Origin of the sequence: Promicromonospora sp. NFX87 (assembly GCF_048564965.1) — a bacterium.
Taxonomy (GTDB): Bacteria; Actinomycetota; Actinomycetes; order Actinomycetales; family Cellulomonadaceae; genus Promicromonospora.
The window spans coordinates 5,462,474-5,480,031 of the sequence record NZ_CP183413.1 but is presented as its reverse complement, the minus strand read 5'-3'; the positions used below and the strand labels follow the sequence as shown (position 1 = coordinate 5,480,031).

At 69.3% G+C, this 17,558-nt stretch carries 9 protein-coding genes; all 9 read left to right on the top strand.

From position 1 onward, the window contains the following. Positions 1–224 precede the first annotated feature (224 nt). The 9 genes from ACNYC2_RS24570 (at position 225) to rpsG (ending at position 17,473) form a co-directional block, all read left to right on the top strand. Positions 225–1,562, top strand: coding sequence for a S8 family peptidase (locus tag ACNYC2_RS24570; protein ID WP_419704269.1), 1,338 nt, complete (start codon positions 225–227; stop codon positions 1,560–1,562). Between the two features lie 209 nt (positions 1,563–1,771). After that, positions 1,772–4,195, top strand: coding sequence for a CHAT domain-containing protein (locus tag ACNYC2_RS24565; RefSeq protein ID WP_419704268.1), 2,424 nt, complete (start codon positions 1,772–1,774; stop codon positions 4,193–4,195). Between the two features lie 157 nt (positions 4,196–4,352). Beyond that, positions 4,353–6,950, top strand: a complete 2,598-nt coding sequence (locus tag ACNYC2_RS24560; protein ID WP_419704267.1) for a CHAT domain-containing protein — start codon at positions 4,353–4,355, stop codon at positions 6,948–6,950. A gap of 317 nt (positions 6,951–7,267) precedes the next feature. Beyond that, positions 7,268–7,798 carry a 50S ribosomal protein L10 gene (gene rplJ, locus ACNYC2_RS24555; protein WP_357443978.1) on the top strand — a complete coding sequence of 177 codons (531 nt, stop codon included), beginning with the start codon at positions 7,268–7,270 and terminating at the stop codon, positions 7,796–7,798. Positions 7,799–7,882: 84 nt separating this feature from the next. Further along, a complete protein-coding gene (rplL, locus tag ACNYC2_RS24550; protein ID WP_419704266.1) occupies positions 7,883–8,263 on the top strand; it encodes a 50S ribosomal protein L7/L12 in 381 nt (126 codons plus the stop codon). Between the two features lie 408 nt (positions 8,264–8,671). Continuing rightward, the gene (rpoB, locus tag ACNYC2_RS24545; protein ID WP_357510377.1) at positions 8,672–12,184 is read left to right on the top strand and encodes a DNA-directed RNA polymerase subunit beta; all 3,513 of its coding nucleotides are present in this window, start codon (positions 8,672–8,674) and stop codon (positions 12,182–12,184) included. Positions 12,185–12,278: 94 nt separating this feature from the next. Continuing rightward, positions 12,279–16,163: a DNA-directed RNA polymerase subunit beta' gene (locus ACNYC2_RS24540; RefSeq protein ID WP_419704265.1), complete on the top strand. Its 3,885-nt coding sequence runs from the start codon at positions 12,279–12,281 to the stop codon at positions 16,161–16,163. A 465-nt stretch (positions 16,164–16,628) separates the two neighbouring features. After that, positions 16,629–17,003 carry a 30S ribosomal protein S12 gene (gene rpsL, locus ACNYC2_RS24535; RefSeq protein ID WP_108492305.1) on the top strand — a complete coding sequence of 125 codons (375 nt, stop codon included), beginning with the start codon at positions 16,629–16,631 and terminating at the stop codon, positions 17,001–17,003. Next, positions 17,003–17,473 carry a 30S ribosomal protein S7 gene (gene rpsG / locus ACNYC2_RS24530; protein ID WP_182620558.1) on the top strand — a complete coding sequence of 157 codons (471 nt, stop codon included), beginning with the start codon at positions 17,003–17,005 and terminating at the stop codon, positions 17,471–17,473. Before rpsL ends, rpsG begins: the two co-directional genes overlap by 1 nt. The last annotated feature ends 85 nt before the right edge of the window (positions 17,474–17,558 follow it).

Below are 17,558 nucleotides of genomic sequence, written 5' to 3'. Positions count from 1 at the left end.
CGGGGTTAGCCGAGTGCGCCTATCGATGGAGAGGTACTGCTGTGAGTGAGCCGATGCCCGAGGGAATGCACGTCCGGGACCACGCCGGGGGGTGGCGGCCGGTCCGGGAGCTGGACCCCGCCACGGACCGGCTCCCCGGTGGCCGCATGGCGCCGACGCGCTACGTGCGAGACCGGGTGATCGTCCGGGGCGACTCCGAGGGCGGGCACAACGCGCTCCTGGAGATGATCACCGCCCGTGCCCGTGAGAACGGTGTCACGGTCACGACCGGAGAGTTCCAGCAGGCGCCGTCGCGTGAAGGCGGCGACATCGTGGGCGCCCGGCCCGACGTCGAGGTCCGGCTCGACGACGTGCGGGACGACTGGGACGCGCTCGGGCTGCTGGCCGCGGTGGCGGAGGAAGCGGGCGACAACCGCAGGCGGGTGTCGCTGGACCACGTGGTGACGGGGCACCGACAGAACGGTGGGTTCGGGGATCCGAACAAGCGGGTTCCTGCCGTGTATCCGGGTGGGGCACCCGTTCGCACAGCCGACGGAGTGTCGTCCCTTGTCACGCGGGAAGGCGTCGATCGGCCTGTGGTGGCCATCCTGGACACCGGGATCGGGCGGCACCCGTGGTTCGATGAGCCAGGAACTGCCGTGCTCCGCGACGTGCAGCTCGATGGGAGCCCCATCGGGACCTATCCCGAGGACGATGTCGATGCGGAGCGCGAGGGGCGCCGAGACGGTGGGGCGTCCCACCTGGACCCGTACGCCGGGCACGGTACCTTCATCGCCGGCGTGGTCCACCAGGTCTGCCCGGACGCGGCGCTGCTTCCAGTTCGCGTCTACGGCGGGGACGGTACGGCCTCGGAGTGGGACTTCGCGCGCTCGGTGGAGCGGCTCCTGGAATTCCATCTGCGCGGACTCGCAGGCGTCCCCGGGCACTTCCCGGTCGACATCGTGGTGATCGCCAGTGGCTACTACCTGGAGCACCCCGAGGACGACGACGACTACGAGGGCCTCTACCGCGGCAGGCTTCGTGACCTGCGCCGAGCAGGCGTTCTGGTGGTGGCATCGGCCGGCAACGACGGATCGACCCGCAAGGCATTTCCCGCGGGGTGGGCACCGCCCGTGCGACGGACGAGCAGCGGGGTGATCCCTGGTGACGCGCACGACCTCAGCCCGGACTACACGCCGCTGATCGGTGTGGCCGCCTCGAACCCCGATGGCACCTTGGCCGACTTCAGCAACGACGGTCCCTGGATCGCCGCGGTGCGCCCCGGCGTGAATGTCCTGAGCGCGATGCCCACGACCTTCGACGGCGCCGGCGAGGGTACGCGATCGGCGGACGGCTTGCGGTATACGGTCGACCCGGACGACTTCACGCAAGGCTTCGGGACCTGGAGCGGCACCTCGTTCTCATCGCCGTATCTCGCGGCGCAGCTCGCGGCGCAGATGCTTGCACACCGGTCTGCCGGTCAGTCGCCGGCGCCTGACGCGCAAGGCCGTGTCAGCGATGCCTGGCATGCTGTGACCCAGGTCGGGGATCTCTACGCGGAGGTGCCCGGAGTGCCGGTGTGAGGTTCTGATCGGGGGGCGCGGTGGGTACGGCGGAGCTAGAGGCTCTAACCGAGCGATTCGAACGGGCGCGGGAATGGAACGTCCGTGCCCGACCGCGCCGCGCTCGCCGTGAGTTCCGCGCGCTTCTCCGGGACCTCGATCGCGGTGAGGTGGCGGGCCTGATGGTGGCCGACCGAGTGGCTTGGGCCTGGCTCGTTGCTCGGTCATGGATGGGACTCGCGCAGGCAGATCTCGCCTGCACCGGAGACCTCCCGGCGGCTCTCGAGCTGCTTGACCGGGCACGGGGAGCCGCCCGGCTGCTCGATGGGCTGGAACGTCGGCGCATCGAGGCGGTGACCGACGGACAACAGGGGCTGTTCCTGCTCCGGGTCGCTGGGAAGCCCGCGGAGGCGGTGCGCCTGTTCGACCGCGTTCTTGCGGTCAGCGACTCCGGTGCACCGCGGGACCTCGCGATGGCGTACCTCAATCGGGCGATCGCTCTCTCCGACCTCGGAGATGTCGAAGGCGCGCTGGCGGACAACTTCGAGGCCGTCCGGCACGCCGAAGCGGCGGGATCGCCCATGCTCGTAGCCTTCGCACGGCACAACTCGGGCTACTACCTGAGCATGCTCGGCCATGCACCCGCAGCGCTCGCGGAGATGGCTGCCGCGCGTGAGCTCGCGCCAGACCAGGATGACGGCATCCCCATGCTCGGCCGCGCTGAGGTGCTGTACGGCGTCGGCCTGCTGGAGGAAGCGGAAGCGCTGCTCGGCGAAGCAATACCGCAGCTGCACGCTGCGGGCCGGCGCACCGACCATGCCATCGCAGAGTACGTTCGGGCACGTTGCCTCCTGGCGCTCCTGCGCTTCGAGGAGGCATCGACGTTCGCCGCCCGGGCGCGCGCTCATTTCACAGCTGCGGGCTACGAACAATGGGCCGTTCTCTCTCGGGTCCTGGAGTTCGAAGCAGCCCTCGCACCACTGCGTCGCGGTGTGCGGACACCGACAGGTGGTGAAGTCCGCCGTCGGGCACGGCAAGCGCTCACGGCCGCGCAGGACGGCGACGCCGCCGGACCGGTCCTGGGCCAGCACCCCGGTCACGCCGCACGTCTGGTCGCAGCGCAATGGTTCCTGCTGGCCAACGACCTCGATACGGCTCGGGTCACGCTCGAGGGCCTGCCCCGCGGCCTGACGAGCGCTCCGTTGACGACCCGGATCCAGCACTACACGGTCCAGGCGGAGCTGGCGTTCGCAGCTGACGACCGCACGAAGGGACTTCGCGCCGTGCGGGCGGGTCTGAGGTTGCTTGCCGACCATCGCAGCAGGCTCGGCTCGGTCGAGTCCGTCACGGCCGCCGCCGCTCACGGCGTGGAGCTGACCCGTATCGACGTCGAGGCAGCGGCGCGCACCGGACGGCCGGCGGCGCTGTTCGACGCGGCGGAGCGAGGCCGCTCCACGTTCGCCGGTACGGGCCGTGTCACTCCGCCGGACGACCCGAAAGCCGCCGCACTTCTCTCCGAGGCTCGAGGCCTGTTGGCCAGGGCTCGAGAGATGCCTGCTGATCAGGCCAAGGAGCGGGAGCGGCTCACTCGCCGTGCGCACAGGGCCCAGAGCGAGGTGCGGGAGCGCTCGTGGCGCCATGCGGGTAACGCGGGCGGGGTACAGCGTTCGGTGACTGCCCGCGAACTGCGCCAGGTGCTCGTCGAGCGAGGCGACGACACGGCAGTGGTGGCCAACTTCGTAGTGCTGGACGGCATGTTGCGCTGTGTCCGTGTCGACGCCAAAGGCGTGACGGCCATCGAGTTCGGTCCGGCGCAGGACGTGATAGAGCGGGTCCGCCGCCTGGGCGCCGACTTCGCCATGGCCGCCAACGACCTGATCCCTGCTCCGCTCCGTGCCGCCGCCAGGTCCTCGCTGGACCGTAACCTCAAGGCTCTCGACAGCATGGTGCTCGCGCCTCTGCACGCGCGGGGCGACCTCTACGTCGTAGGCCGCGAACCCCTGCTCAGCGTCCCCTGGACCGCGCTCCCGTCCCGCAGCGGCCTGCGCACCGCCGTCAACTCGTACGTCGCCCGGGGCCGCACCCATGCCCGACCGAGCGGCAAGCGTCGTCTGCTCGCGGCTGCGGGCCCTGGCGTGCAGCACGGCACCGAGGAGGTCCACGCGGTCGGCAGGCAGTGGGCGGGCGCAACCGTGCTGACCGGCGACGACGCCGTCACCGAGCATGTCCGCACGGCGCTCGCCACGCACGACGTCGTGCACCTCGCCACCCATGGCCAGCACGACGCGGACAACCCGTTGTTCGCGAGCATCGACCTGGCCGACGGCCCCCTGTTCGCCCACGAGCTCGACGGGACGCCCCTGCCCGGCTCGGTGGTGATCCTGTCCTCGTGCGAGGTCGGCGGCTCCACCCAGGTGCTGGGCGGCGAGGTGCTGGGCCTGACGTCGGTGCTCCTGCGCCTGGGCGCGCGCGCCGTGATCGCGTCCGTCGCGAAGCTCTCGGACGAGCTCGCCGCCCGGGTCATGCCGCGCCTGCACGCTCACCTTCGCGAGTCCGACGATCCGGAGGCTGCGCTCGCGGCGGCCCTCAAGGATGTCGCCGAGCCCGTCCCGCTGGTCTGCTTCAGCTCCGTCGAGGGCCTCGCCAGCGCTTGACCCCGGGGCGGGTGAATAGTCGCCCGAGCGGCCACCTTCATCCAGGCTCGAGCCGCTGACCTGCGGCGTCGGAAAGAGCGGTGACACAAGACATCTCACCCCGCTAGCGTGTCCCGCCTGACGCCCCACGAGGGCGTGGAAATGGCTAGGGGGCAGCATGTGGCCGGAACTCGAGGCGGAGCTGGTGGTCGCGCGGGACCTCAGTTCCCGCTCGCGGCCGGGCGACGCCCTGCTGCGGTTCCAGGAGGTGCTCGACCGGCTCCGGGTCATCGACCTCGCCGATCTCGAGCCCGGGGACCACGAGCGCTGGGCGGAGGGCGTCGTGCGTTCCCTGACCGGGGAGGCCGTCGCCGTCCATGCGGTCGAGAACGCGCTCGACAAGTCGCTGGCCATCCTCGAGGACGCCGAGTCCCGCGCCGAGACGGCGCCTCCGGCTGTCCGGGGGCGGCTCGTCGCCGTCGTCGAGGGGGCACGCGGCCTGCTCCTGCAGCGTTCCGGTCGCCTGGCCGATGCCATGGCCGCCTTCGACCGGGTGCTCGCGGATCCCGGGGTGCTCAACGGGCGAGACCTCGCGACGGCACTGCTCAACCGGGGTGCGACAGCCATCGAGCTGGGCCGGCTCGACGCGGCGCTCGAGGACTTCGACGTCTGCCACGAGCAGGCGGTGCGTGCGGGCACGCCCTCGATCGCTTCCCTCGCCCTGCACAACACCGGCTTCGTGCGGTACGCGCTCGGCGACCTGCCCGGCGCGCTCCGCGCCATGGAGGCGGGCCGCGCCGTCGACCCGGAGCGGGCCGACGGCCTGCTCGACATCGGCCGTGGTGCCGTCCTCTACGAGGCAGGGCTGCTCGAGGACGCCGAACGCGTGCTCAGCCAGGCCATCTCCCGCATGGTCGGTCCCGGCCGCGCGTCGCACCGTGCAGAGGCCGAGTACTTTCGCGCCCGCTGCCTCATGGCACTGCACCGGTGGGACGAGGCCCGGACCGTCGCGGCCTTCGTCCGGCAGTACTACGCCGGGGTAGGCCATCCGCAGCGCGCAGCCATCGCCCGTGTCGCGGAGCTGGAGGCGATCCTCCTGCCGGTCCGGCGTGGTGAGGCCCCGGTGCCCGACGACGCGCGCCACCGCGCCGAGCAGGCCATCGAAGCCGCGGAGGCGGGCGACGAGGTGGACCCGCTGCTCGGACAGCACCCGGGCCTGGCCGCGCGGTTCGTCGCCGCGCACTGGTATCTCCTCGCCGACGACGTCGAGGCCGCCCGCGCAGTGCTCGACAACCTCCCGGACGACCTGGCCGACGCACCGCTGACCACCCGGATCCAGCGGCAGACGGTCCTCGCGCAGATCGCGTTCGCGGCGGGGGACCGGACCGCCGGCATCGCAGCCGTCTCCCTGGGCCTCGGGCTGCTCGCCGACCACCGCGTGGGCCTGGGTTCCGTGGAGTCGGTGACGGCCGCGGCGGCACACGGCGTCGACCTGCAGCGGACCGACGTCGCGGCAGCCGTGCGGACCGGCCGGGCCGATGCACTGTTCGAGGCGGTCGAACGCGGGCGCGCCACGTTCGCAGGGGTCGGCGGCGCCGCGACACCGGACGACCCCGCCGTACGCGCACTCGTCACGGAGGCCCGGGGCCTCGCCGTCCGGGCCCGCACCCTCACGAACCGCGCGAGCGCCCCCGAGCGGGCCCACCTGTTCGAACGCTCCGGCAGGCTCCTGGCGGCGGCCCGGGAACGCGCCTGGCACCGCACGGGCGCCGACGAGGCCCCGGCCGAGGAACGCCCCGCCACCGTCGCGGACGTGCGCCGCGTGCTCGCCACCCGCGACGACGGCCCGGTGGTCGCCAACTACCTGGTGCTCGACGGCGTCCTGCGGTGCGTCCGTCTGGACGCGGACGGTGCGCGCACCGTGGAGCTGGGCCCACGGGCCGACGTCGCCGAACGGGTGCTGCGCGCCCGGGCCGATCTCGGCGTGTGCGCCAACGACCTGGTCCCGACCACGCTGCGCGCCGCCGCCCGGCGCTCCCTGACCCGCAACCTCGACGCCCTCGACGGGCTCCTCGCCGTACCGGTGGAGGCGGACGGTCCGTTGTACGTCGTCGGCCGGGACCCGCTCGTCGGCGTGCCGTGGACCGCTTTGCCGTCCCGCAGGGGCAAGCGCACCACCATGCGTTCCTACGTCGCACGCGGACGAGCCCACGCGCGGCCGGGGGAGGGGCACCGGCTCCTCGCGGCGCACGGCCCGGGCGTGACCCTCGGTGCGAGCGAGGTGCGGTCGGTGGGCGACATGTGGCCCGGCGCGACGGTTCTCACCGGCCCCGCGGCCACGACGACCGCGGTACGCGAGGCGCTCGCCACCCACGACATCGTGCACCTGGCGACCCACGGCCGGCACGACGCCGACAACCCGCTCTTCGCCTCCGTCGACCTCGCCGACGGCCCGCTCTTCGCGCACGAGCTCGACGGCACCCGGCTGCCCGGATCGGTGGTGATCCTGTCGGCGTGCGAGGTCGGCGGCTCCTCCCAGGTGGTCGGGGGAGAGGTCCTGGGCCTGACGTCGGTCCTCCTGCGCCTTGGCGCCCGCGCCGTCGTCGCGGCGGTCGCCCCGCTGTCGGACGCCGTCGCCGCCCGCGTGATGCCGCGCTTCCACGCGCACCTGCGCGCCACCGACGACCCGGAGGCGGCACTCGCCGCGGCGCTCGCGGACGAGCCCGAACCGGCGCCGCTCGTGTGCTTCGGCTCCCTGGAGGGTCTGGAGCGCTGACGGCGCCCCGGCTGCAGATCCGCCCTCGGGCAGCGTGTGGCGCGTGCCACCGTCGACGCGTGTAGCACCACGCGTGCAGCCATGTATGATTCTCAGGTAACCCAAGACCGCCGGTTGTCTGACGCTGCTCTCTCGCAGAGCCGAAGAAGACCGAAGTCCCGCTGAGAGCGGGGGCCCGCGCAGGTGACGAACTCGAGTGCGGCCCTGCCGTGCGAACCGAGCCCCGTGCACCTGCGCCGGGGCTCTTTCTCATTTTCCGGGGCACGCCCGGGGCATGCGCCCCAGGGGACGGTGGTACCACCACCGGAAGGATTGCCATGGCGAGGCCGGACAAGGCAGCCGCAGTCGCAGAGATCGCGGGCAAGTTCCGCGACTCCAACGCGGCCGTGCTGACCGAGTACCGCGGGCTCACCGTCGCGCAGCTCAAGGAGCTGCGTCGGTCGCTCAGCGGCAACGCAACCTACGCCGTGGTGAAGAACACGCTGACGGGGATCGCGGCCAAGGAGGCCGGTGTCGAGGGTCTCGACGCCGACCTGAAGGGCCCGTCCGCCATCGCATTCGTGACCGGGGACCCGGTCACGGCTGCGAAGGGTCTGCGTGACTTCGCCAAGGCGAACCCTGCTCTGGTCATCAAGGGTGGCGTGCTCGACGGCCGCCCGATGTCCGCTGCAGAGATCACGAAGCTCGCGGACCTCGAGTCCCGCGAGGTTCTGCTGGCCAAGGTGGCCGGCGGTCTGAAGGCCACGCTGACGCGTGCTGCTTACGCCTTCACCGCCAAGCCCGCCCAGGTCGCTCGCGTTATCGATGCCCTGCGTCAGAAGCAGGAGTCGGAGGGCGCTGCCGCCTGATCAGGCGGTAGCGCTAGAACAAGAACCCCCTGCTTCTCGCGGGCCGCACCGGCCCGTGAAGCGCCTACTGAAAGGAACGCCATCATGGCGAAGCTCTCCACCGACGAGCTCCTGTCCGCCTTCGAGGAGCTCACGCTCATCGAGCTGTCCGACTTCGTGAAGGCCTTCGAGGACAAGTTCGACGTCACCGCCGCCGCTCCGGTCGCCGCTGCCGTTGCCGGCCCGGCCGCCGCCGCCGAGGCCGTCGAGGAGAAGACGGAGTTCGACGTCATCCTCGAGGCCGCCGGTGACAAGAAGATCCAGGTCATCAAGGAGGTGCGCGCGCTCACGTCCCTCGGTCTCAAGGAGGCCAAGGACCTGGTCGACGGCGCACCGAAGCCGGTTCTCGAGGGCGCCGACAAGGACGCCGCCGAGAAGGCGAAGGCCGCCCTGGAGGGCGCCGGCGCCACCGTCACCGTCAAGTGACCTCAGGCTCCACCGCCTTCGGGCTGGTGTGACGGCGGCCCGGGCTCGTCCCGGGCGCCGTCCGCCGACTGCAGAGGCCCGCACCCCTCGGGGTGCGGGCCTCTCTTTTTCACCCACGTCAGCCGCAGCGCCGCGGCAGTGCGGGCCGGGTAGTGCGGATCCGCAACGATTCGAGGATTATTGCGGTCTCGGCGTGCACGTAGTAGGGCGACTGGACATACTAGAACCAGATAGGTATGCTAGCGCTTTGCGCCCGCGTGTGCCCTCGACGCCTCCCCCTGCTTCCCGAAAGTCCTGGTTGCATCCCCTCTTGTGGGATGCCCTCCGGCGACCGGTGAAGTCCGGCAGAGCTTCCTGCAGCACCGCAGAGCGTACAGCGTTCACCCGAACTGCAGGGAAGGACCCCTCTTGGCTGCCTCGCGCACCCCTTCAGCTCCGTCCGCCGAAGCCATTGCGAACCGTACCGCTTCCCGTCGCGTTTCCTTCGCAAAGATCTATGAGCCACTCGAGGTCCCCGACCTGCTTGGCCTTCAGACCGAAAGCTTCGACTGGCTCCTTGGTAACCCAGCCTGGCAGGCCAGGGTAGAAATTGCCAAGACGGCTGGCCGTAATGATGTCCCGGAAACTTCGGGCCTCGAGGAGATCTTCGAGGAGATCTCCCCGATCGAGGACTTCGGCTCCTCGATGTCTCTCTCCTTCTCGAACCACCGCTTCGAGCCGCCGAAGTACACGGCGGACGAGTGCAAGGAGAAGGACTTCACCTACGCGGCCCCGCTGTTCGTCACCGCGGAGTTCGTCAACTACACCACCGGTGAGATCAAGAGCCAGACCGTCTTCATGGGTGACTTCCCGCTCATGACGGCTCGCGGCACCTTCATCATCAACGGCACCGAGCGCGTCGTCGTCTCCCAGCTGGTTCGTTCGCCGGGCGTCTACTTCGAGCGCACCCCGGACAAGACCAGCGACAAGGACGTCTTCTCCGCGAAGATCATCCCGTCGCGTGGCGCCTGGCTCGAGTTCGAGATCGACAAGCGCGACGCCGTCGGCGTCCGTGTCGACCGCAAGCGCAAGCAGTCCGTCACGGTGCTGCTCAAGGCCCTCGGCATGAGCGAGGCGGAGATCCGCGAGGAGTTCGCCGAGTTCCCGTCCGTGCTGGACACCCTCGAGAAGGACCACGTCCACACCGAGGACGAGGCGCTCGTCGACCTGTACCGCAAGATCCGCCCGGGCGAGCCGCCCACGGTCGAGGCCGGTCGCGCGCTGCTCGAGAACTTCTACTTCAACCCGAAGCGTTACGACCTCGCGAAGGTCGGCCGCTACAAGGCGAACAAGAAGCTCGGTGTCGACGCACAGCTGGCCGAGTCCACGCTGTCGCTGACCGACGTCGTCGCGACGATCAAGTACCTCGCCGCCCTGCACGCCGACAAGCAGATCCTCTCGGGGATGCGCAACGGCAAGCCGGTCGAGGTGCGCGTCGAGGTCGACGACATCGACCACTTCGGCAACCGTCGTATCCGCGCCGTGGGTGAGCTCATCCAGAACCAGGTGCGCACGGGTCTGTCCCGCATGGAGCGCGTCGTTCGCGAGCGCATGACCACGCAGGACGTCGAGGCCATCACGCCGCAGACGCTGATCAACATCCGTCCGGTCGTCGCGTCGATCCGTGAGTTCTTCGGCACGTCGCAGCTGTCGCAGTTCATGGACCAGAACAACCCGCTGGCCGGTCTGACGCACAAGCGTCGTCTGAACGCGCTGGGCCCGGGTGGTCTGTCCCGCGACCGCGCCGGCATGGAGGTCCGTGACGTCCACCCGTCGCACTACGGCCGCATGTGCCCGATCGAGACCCCTGAGGGTCCGAACATCGGTCTGATCGGTTCGCTCGCGTCGTTCGGTCGCATCAACCCGTTCGGCTTCATCGAGACGCCGTACCGCAAGGTCGAGAACGGCAAGGTCACCGACAACATCGAGTACCTGACGGCCGATGACGAGGACCGCTACATCATCGCGCAGGCGAACACGCCGCTGCTCGAGGACGGCACGTTCGTCCTCGACCGCGTGCTCGTCCGCACCAAGGGTGGCGAGACCAACGACATCCCGGGTGCCGAGGTCGACTACATGGACGTCTCGCCGCGCCAGATGGTGTCGGTCGCGACCGCCCTGATCCCGTTCCTCGAGCACGACGACGCCAACCGCGCCCTCATGGGTGCCAACATGCAGCGCCAGGCGGTGCCGCTGGTCCGGTCCGAGGCCCCCGTGGTCGGTACCGGCATGGAGCGCCGTGCGGCGGTCGACGCCGGCGACGTCATCCTGGCGACCAAGCCCGGTGTGGTCACCGAGGTCTCGGCCGACCTGGTGCTCGTGGCGAACGACGACGGCACGACGGGCTCGTACCGCGTGCACAAGTTCGTGCGCTCGAACCAGGGCACGAGCTACAACCAGCGCGTGCTGGTCGACGAGGGCGCGCGGGTCGAGGTCGGCTCCGTGCTCGCCGACGGCCCGGCCACGGACGAGGGCGAGCTCGCGCTCGGCCGCAACCTGCTGGTCGCGTTCATGTCGTGGGAGGGCCACAACTACGAGGACGCGATCATCCTGTCGCAGCGCCTCGTGGAGGACGACGTCCTCTCCTCGATCCACATCGAGGAGCACGAGGTCGACGCTCGCGACACCAAGCTCGGCCCGGAGGAGATCACGCGGGACATCCCGAACGTCTCCGAGGAGGTCCTCGCGGACCTCGACGAGCGCGGCGTGATCCGCATCGGTGCCGAGGTCGGCGCCGGCGACATCCTGGTCGGCAAGGTCACCCCCAAGGGTGAGACCGAGCTGACCCCGGAGGAGCGCCTGCTCCGTGCGATCTTCGGTGAGAAGGCGCGCGAGGTGCGCGACACCTCGCTCAAGGTTCCCCACGGCGAGCAGGGCACGGTCATCGCGGTGCGCGAGTTCAACCGGGAGGACGGCGACGAGCTGCCCGCCGGCGTGAACCAGCTGGTCCGCGTCTACATCGCGCAGCGCCGCAAGATCACGGTCGGCGACAAGCTGGCCGGCCGCCACGGCAACAAGGGCGTCATCTCGAAGATCCTCCCGCAGGAGGACATGCCGTTCCTCGAGGACGGCACGCCTGTCGACGTCGTCCTGAACCCCCTGGGTGTGCCGGGCCGGATGAACGTCGGCCAGGTGCTGGAGACCCACCTCGGGTGGATCGCCAAGCAGGGCTGGGACGTCTCCCTGGCCGACGACAAGGGCGGGGAGTGGCTGCAGAGCCTCCCCGAGGTCGCTCACACGAGCGTTCCGGGCCGCCCCGTCGCCACGCCGGTGTTCGACGGTCTGGAGGAGGTCGCGCTCCGCGGTCTCTTCGGGGCTACCCTGCCCAACCGTGACGGCCAGCGCATGGTCAACCACGACGGCAAGGCGATGCTCTTCGACGGCCGCTCCGGCGAGCCGTTCCCCGAGCCCGTGTCGACCGGCTACATGTACATCCTGAAGCTGCACCACCTGGTCGACGACAAGATCCACGCGCGTTCGACCGGCCCGTACTCGATGATCACGCAGCAGCCTCTGGGTGGTAAGGCGCAGTTCGGTGGTCAGCGGTTCGGTGAGATGGAGGTCTGGGCACTCGAGGCGTACGGCGCCGCGTACACGCTCCAGGAGCTGCTCACCATCAAGTCCGACGACGTCCCGGGCCGTGTCAAGGTCTACGAGGCGATCGTCAAGGGCGAGAACATCCCCGACTCGGGCATCCCGGAGTCCTTCAAGGTGCTCCTCAAGGAGATGCAGTCGCTGTGCCTGAACGTCGAGGTGCTCTCGAGCGACGGTGTCTCCATCGAGATGAAGGAGTCCGACGACGAGGTGTACCGCGCCGCTGAGGAGCTCGGTATCGACCTCTCGAGGCGGCCGAACGCCGCCTCCAGCGTCGACGAGATCTGACACCGGTCCGCGCCCGCACAGCGGGCGCGGACCCGGACTCCAGGCGCGGACCTGGACACCAAGGATTTTCGAGAACTTCAGGAAGTAGGACATCTTGCTCGACGTCAACGTCTTCGACGAGCTGCGTATCGGCCTCGCCACGGCCGAGGACATCCGTGCCTGGTCGCACGGTGAGGTCAAGAAGCCAGAGACCATCAACTACCGCACCCTCAAGCCGGAGAAGGACGGGCTCTTCTGCGAGAAGATCTTCGGTCCGACCCGCGACTGGGAGTGCTACTGCGGCAAGTACAAGCGCGTGCGCTTCAAGGGCATCATCTGTGAGCGTTGTGGCGTAGAGGTCACGCGCTCCAAGGTGCGCCGTGAGCGCATGGGCCACATCGAGCTCGCCGCGCCCGTCACGCACATCTGGTTCTTCAAGGGTGTGCCGTCCCGCCTGGGCTACCTGCTGGACCTGGCGCCGAAGGACCTCGAGAAGGTCATCTACTTCGCGGCCTACATGATCACGTCGGTCGACGACGAGGCCCGCCAGGAAGACCTGCCGAACCTGCAGAACGAGATCGATCTCGAGAAGAAGGAGATCTCCGACCGCCGGGACAACGACATCAACACCCGCGCCCAGAAGCTCGAGGCCGACCTGGCCGAGCTCGAGGCCGAGGGTGCCAAGGCTGACGCGCGCCGCAAGGTGCGCGACTCCGCCGAGCGCGAGATGGCTCAGCTCCGCAAGCGTGCGGACCAGGAGCTCGACCGCCTCGAGCAGGTCTGGGACCGGTTCAAGAACCTCAAGGTCGCTGACCTCGAGGGCGACGAGATGCTGTACCGCCAGCTCCAGGACCGCTACGGCACCTACTTCGAGGGTGCGATGGGTGCGAGCGCGATCCAGCAGCGCCTCCAGAACTTCGACCTGGAGGCCGAGGCGGACTCGCTGCGCGAGACCATCCGCTCCGGCAAGGGCCAGCGCAAGACCCGTGCCCTCAAGCGCCTCAAGGTCGTGAACGCGTTCCTCACGACCACGAACTCGCCCACCGCGATGGTGCTCGACGCCGTCCCGGTCATCCCGCCGGACCTGCGCCCGATGGTGCAGCTCGACGGTGGCCGGTTCGCGACGTCGGACCTGAACGACCTGTACCGCCGCGTCATCAACCGGAACAACCGCCTCAAGCGGCTTCTGGACCTGGGCGCGCCGGAGATCATCGTCAACAACGAGAAGCGGATGCTCCAGGAGGCCGTGGACTCGCTGTTCGACAACGGCCGCCGCGGCCGTCCGGTCACGGGTCCGGGCAACCGCCCGCTGAAGTCGATCTCCGACATGCTCAAGGGCAAGCAGGGCCGGTTCCGTCAGAACCTGCTCGGCAAGCGCGTCGACTACTCGGGCCGTTCGGTCATCGTCGTCGGCCCGCAGCTCAAGCTGCACCAGTGCGGTCTGCCCAAGCAGATGGCGCTCGAGCTGTTCAAGCCGTTCGTCATGAAGCGGCTCGTGGAGCTCAACCACGCGCAGAACATCAAGAGCGCCAAGCGCATGGTCGAGCGCACGCGCCCGGTCGTGTGGGACGTGCTCGAAGAGGTCATCACGGAGCACCCCGTGCTCCTGAACCGTGCGCCGACGCTGCACCGTCTGGGCATCCAGGCGTTCGAGCCGCAGCTCGTCGAGGGCAAGGCCATCCACCTGCACCCGCTCGTCTGCGGCGCGTTCAACGCCGACTTCGACGGTGACCAGATGGCAGTGCACCTGCCGCTGAGCGCCGAGGCGCAGGCCGAGGCCCGCATCCTCATGCTCTCGAGCAACAACATCCTCAAGCCGTCGGACGGCCGTCCGGTGACCATGCCCTCGCAGGACATGATCATCGGTCTGCACCACCTCACGAGCGACCGTCCGGGCGCCGTGGGCGAGGGTCGTGCGTTCGGTTCCGTGGCCGAGGCCATCATGGCCTTCGACCGCGGTGAGCTGGACATCAACGCCAAGATCAAGCTTCTGATGTCGGACCTCGTGCCGCCGCTGAAGGACTTCGAGGCGCCCGAGGGCTGGGAGCCCGGACAGCAGCTGCTGTTCGACACCACCCTCGGCCGGTACCTGTTCAACGAGACGCTGCCCGTCGACTACCCGTACGAGAACGGTGTCGCCGACAAGAAGCGCCTCTCCACGATCGTCAACGACCTCGCCGAGCGCTACCCGAAGGTGGAGGTGGCCGCGGCGCTGGACGCGCTGAAGGACGCCGGCTACCGGTGGGCCACGCGTTCCGGTGTCACGATCGCCATCTCCGACGTCGCCGCGCCGACCGAGAAGGCCGCGATCCTCGACGAGCACGAGGCTCGGGCCCTCAAGGTCCAGCAGCAGTTCGACAAGGGTCTGATCACCGACGACGAGCGCCGCCAGGAGCTCATCGAGATCTGGACGCAGGCAACCGACCGGGTCGCCTCGGTGATGCGGGAGAAGCTCGAGAGCAACGCGCGGAACACCGTGATGCGCATGGTGGGCTCGGGTGCTCGTGGTAACTGGATGCAGGTCCGTCAGATCGCCGGTATGCGCGGCCTCGTGGCGAACCCGAAGGGCGAGATCATCCCTCGTCCGATCAAGTCCAACTACCGTGAGGGCCTGTCCGTCCTCGAGTACTTCATCGCGACGCACGGTGCCCGTAAGGGTCTGGCCGACACGGCCCTCCGTACGGCCGACTCGGGTTACCTGACCCGTCGTCTGGTGGACGTGTCGCAGGACGTCATCATCCGTGAGGACGACTGCGGTACCGAGCGCGGCCTCACGCTGCCGGTCGCCGAGCGGCTCCCGGACGGCTCGCTCGTCCCGGACGACCGCGTCGAGACCAGCATCTACTCGCGTACCTTCGCGACCGACGTGGTGGACGCCGACGGCAACGTCATCGCGACCGCCGGTTCGGACGCGGGCGACGTCATCATCGACAAGGTGATCGCGGCGGGCATCGAGAGCGTCAAGGTCCGTTCGGTCCTTACCTGCACCTCTCGCGTCGGTACCTGCGCCAAGTGCTACGGCCGCTCCCTGGCCACGGGCCTGCTCGTGGACATCGGCGAGGCCGTCGGCATCATCGCGGCGCAGTCGATCGGTGAGCCGGGCACGCAGCTGACGATGCGTACCTTCCACACCGGTGGTGTGGCTGCCGCTGAGGACATCACGCAGGGTCTGCCGCGTGTCACCGAGCTCTTCGAGGCCCGTACCCCCAAGGGTGAGGCGCCGATCGCGGAGTACACGGGTCGCGTGACGATCGAGGACACCGAGCGGACGCGTCACCTCGTGCTGACGCCGGACGACGGTGGCGAGGAGATCAAGTACCCGGTCACGAAGCGTGCGCGCCTCAAGATCGCGGACGGCGACCACGTCACCGTGGGTACGCAGCTCGTCCAGGGTGCTGTCGACCCGAAGAAGGTGCTGCGCATCCTCGGCCCGCGTGCCACGCAGACGCACCTGGTGGACCAGGTCCAGGAGACCTACCGCAGCCAGGGTGTGGACATCCACGACAAGCACATCGAGGTCATCGTGCGGCAGATGCTGCGTCGCGTGACCGTGCTCGACTCGGGTGACTCGCAGCTGCTGCCCGGTGAGCTCGCGGAGCGCATGCGCTTCGAGGACGCGAACCGCAAGGCCGTGTCGGAGGGTGGCCAGCCGGCCGCCGGCCGTCCGGAGCTGATGGGTATCACGAAGGCTTCGCTCGCCACCGACTCGTGGCTCTCGGCGGCCTCCTTCCAGGAGACCACCCGAGTGCTCACCGAGGCGTCGATGAGCGGTCGCCGTGACCCGCTGCTGGGCCTCAAGGAGAACGTCATCATCGGTAAGCTCATCCCGGCCGGTACGGGTCTGCCCCGCTACCGCAACGTCGAGGTCGAGCCCACCGAGCAGGCCAAGGCCGAGCTCTACCCGAGCTTCGGCTACGACGAGATCGACTTCCCGACGCTCGGTATGGGCTCGGGCGAGGCGATCCCGCTGGAGGACCTGGACCTCGGCGACTTCCGCTGATCCGATCCTGACTGCGACGTAGCGAACCTGTCAGAGCCCCGCTGACGTGTCAGACGTGCAGGTCACTCCCGTGACCTGCACGTCTGACACGAAGGGTGGGCTCTGACAGGTTCGCTCGTTTTCGCTCGCGGTGTTCGGGCGCATCTCACACCCGATTCGTTTTGACCCCCCGTAAACACGTGGGTATTCTTAGAATTCGTGCCCGCGCCGTCGGGCCGCACCTCTTGAAGGCCGCCGCGAGGCAGCTTCGGAAGCGGCCGATGTGAGTGCGTGGGCATCCCGGCAAGAACCTCCCGGGGCACGTCGTGCCCCGATGGCGGAGCCGGGCCATCGAGCCGGTGGTAAGTGGCGCAGCAGTCCCCGTGGGGGCTGTGGGTGTCGCATGCAATCGGCACGCACAAGCCAAACCATCGACGGGGACGCCGGCAGGGCGTCGCCGAAGCTCAAGAAGACGACGGAGACGTAGTGCCTACGATCCAGCAGCTCGTCCGCAAGGGGCGTACCTCGAAGGTCACGGCGTCCAAGACGCCGGCCCTTCATGCCTCCCCCCAGCGGCGCGGTGTGTGCACTCGCGTGTACACCACCACCCCCAAGAAGCCGAACTCGGCGCTCCGCAAGGTTGCGCGTGTGAAGCTCTCCTCCGGTACCGAGGTCACCGCGTACATCCCCGGTGTCGGCCACAACCTGCAGGAGCACTCCATCGTGCTCGTGCGTGGCGGCCGTGTGAAGGACCTCCCGGGTGTGCGGTACAAGATCGTCCGCGGCGCGCTCGACACCCAGGGTGTCAAGGGCCGCAAGCAGGGTCGGAGCAAGTACGGCGCCAAGAAGGAGAAGAGCTGATGCCCCGCAAGGGTCCGGCCCCGAAGCGGCCGCTCATCGTCGACCCGGTCTACGGGTCCCCGGTTGTCACGCAGCTGATCAACAAGGTCCTGCTCGACGGCAAGAAGTCGACCGCTGAGGCGATCGTCTACGGCGCCCTCGAGGGTGTCCGCTCCAAGACCGACGGCGACCCCGTCGTGGTCCTCAAGCGTGCGCTGGACAACGTCCGCCCCGCGCTCGAGGTCCGCTCCCGCCGCGTCGGTGGCGCCACGTACCAGGTGCCGGTCGACGTCCGCCCCACGCGTGCCACCACGCTGGCGCTGCGCTGGCTCACCGACTTCTCCCGCGCACGTCGCGAGAAGACGATGACGGAGCGTCTCATGAACGAGATCCTCGACGCGTCGAACGGTCTCGGTGCTGCGGTCAAGCGCCGCGAGGACATGCACAAGATGGCCGACTCCAACAAGGCCTTCGCGCACTACCGCTGGTAGTAGCTTCCGAGCGGCCCCGGGTCACCCCGGGGCCGTCGGTGGATGCTTGACCGCCGGCCCCCACCCATCTTCAGACCAAGGGGTA

Coding starts and splice junctions, on each gene's coding strand:
- rplJ (WP_357443978.1), top strand. CDS start 7,268: ATGGCGAGGCCGGACAAGGCAGCCGCAGTCGCAGAGATCGCGGGCAAG.
- rplL (WP_419704266.1), top strand. CDS start 7,883: ATGGCGAAGCTCTCCACCGACGAGCTCCTGTCCGCCTTCGAGGAGCTC.
- ACNYC2_RS24560 (WP_419704267.1), top strand. CDS start 4,353: ATGTGGCCGGAACTCGAGGCGGAGCTGGTGGTCGCGCGGGACCTCAGT.
- ACNYC2_RS24565 (WP_419704268.1), top strand. CDS start 1,772: ATGGGACTCGCGCAGGCAGATCTCGCCTGCACCGGAGACCTCCCGGCG.
- ACNYC2_RS24570 (WP_419704269.1), top strand. CDS start 225: ATGATCACCGCCCGTGCCCGTGAGAACGGTGTCACGGTCACGACCGGA.
- rpsG (WP_182620558.1), top strand. CDS start 17,003: ATGCCCCGCAAGGGTCCGGCCCCGAAGCGGCCGCTCATCGTCGACCCG.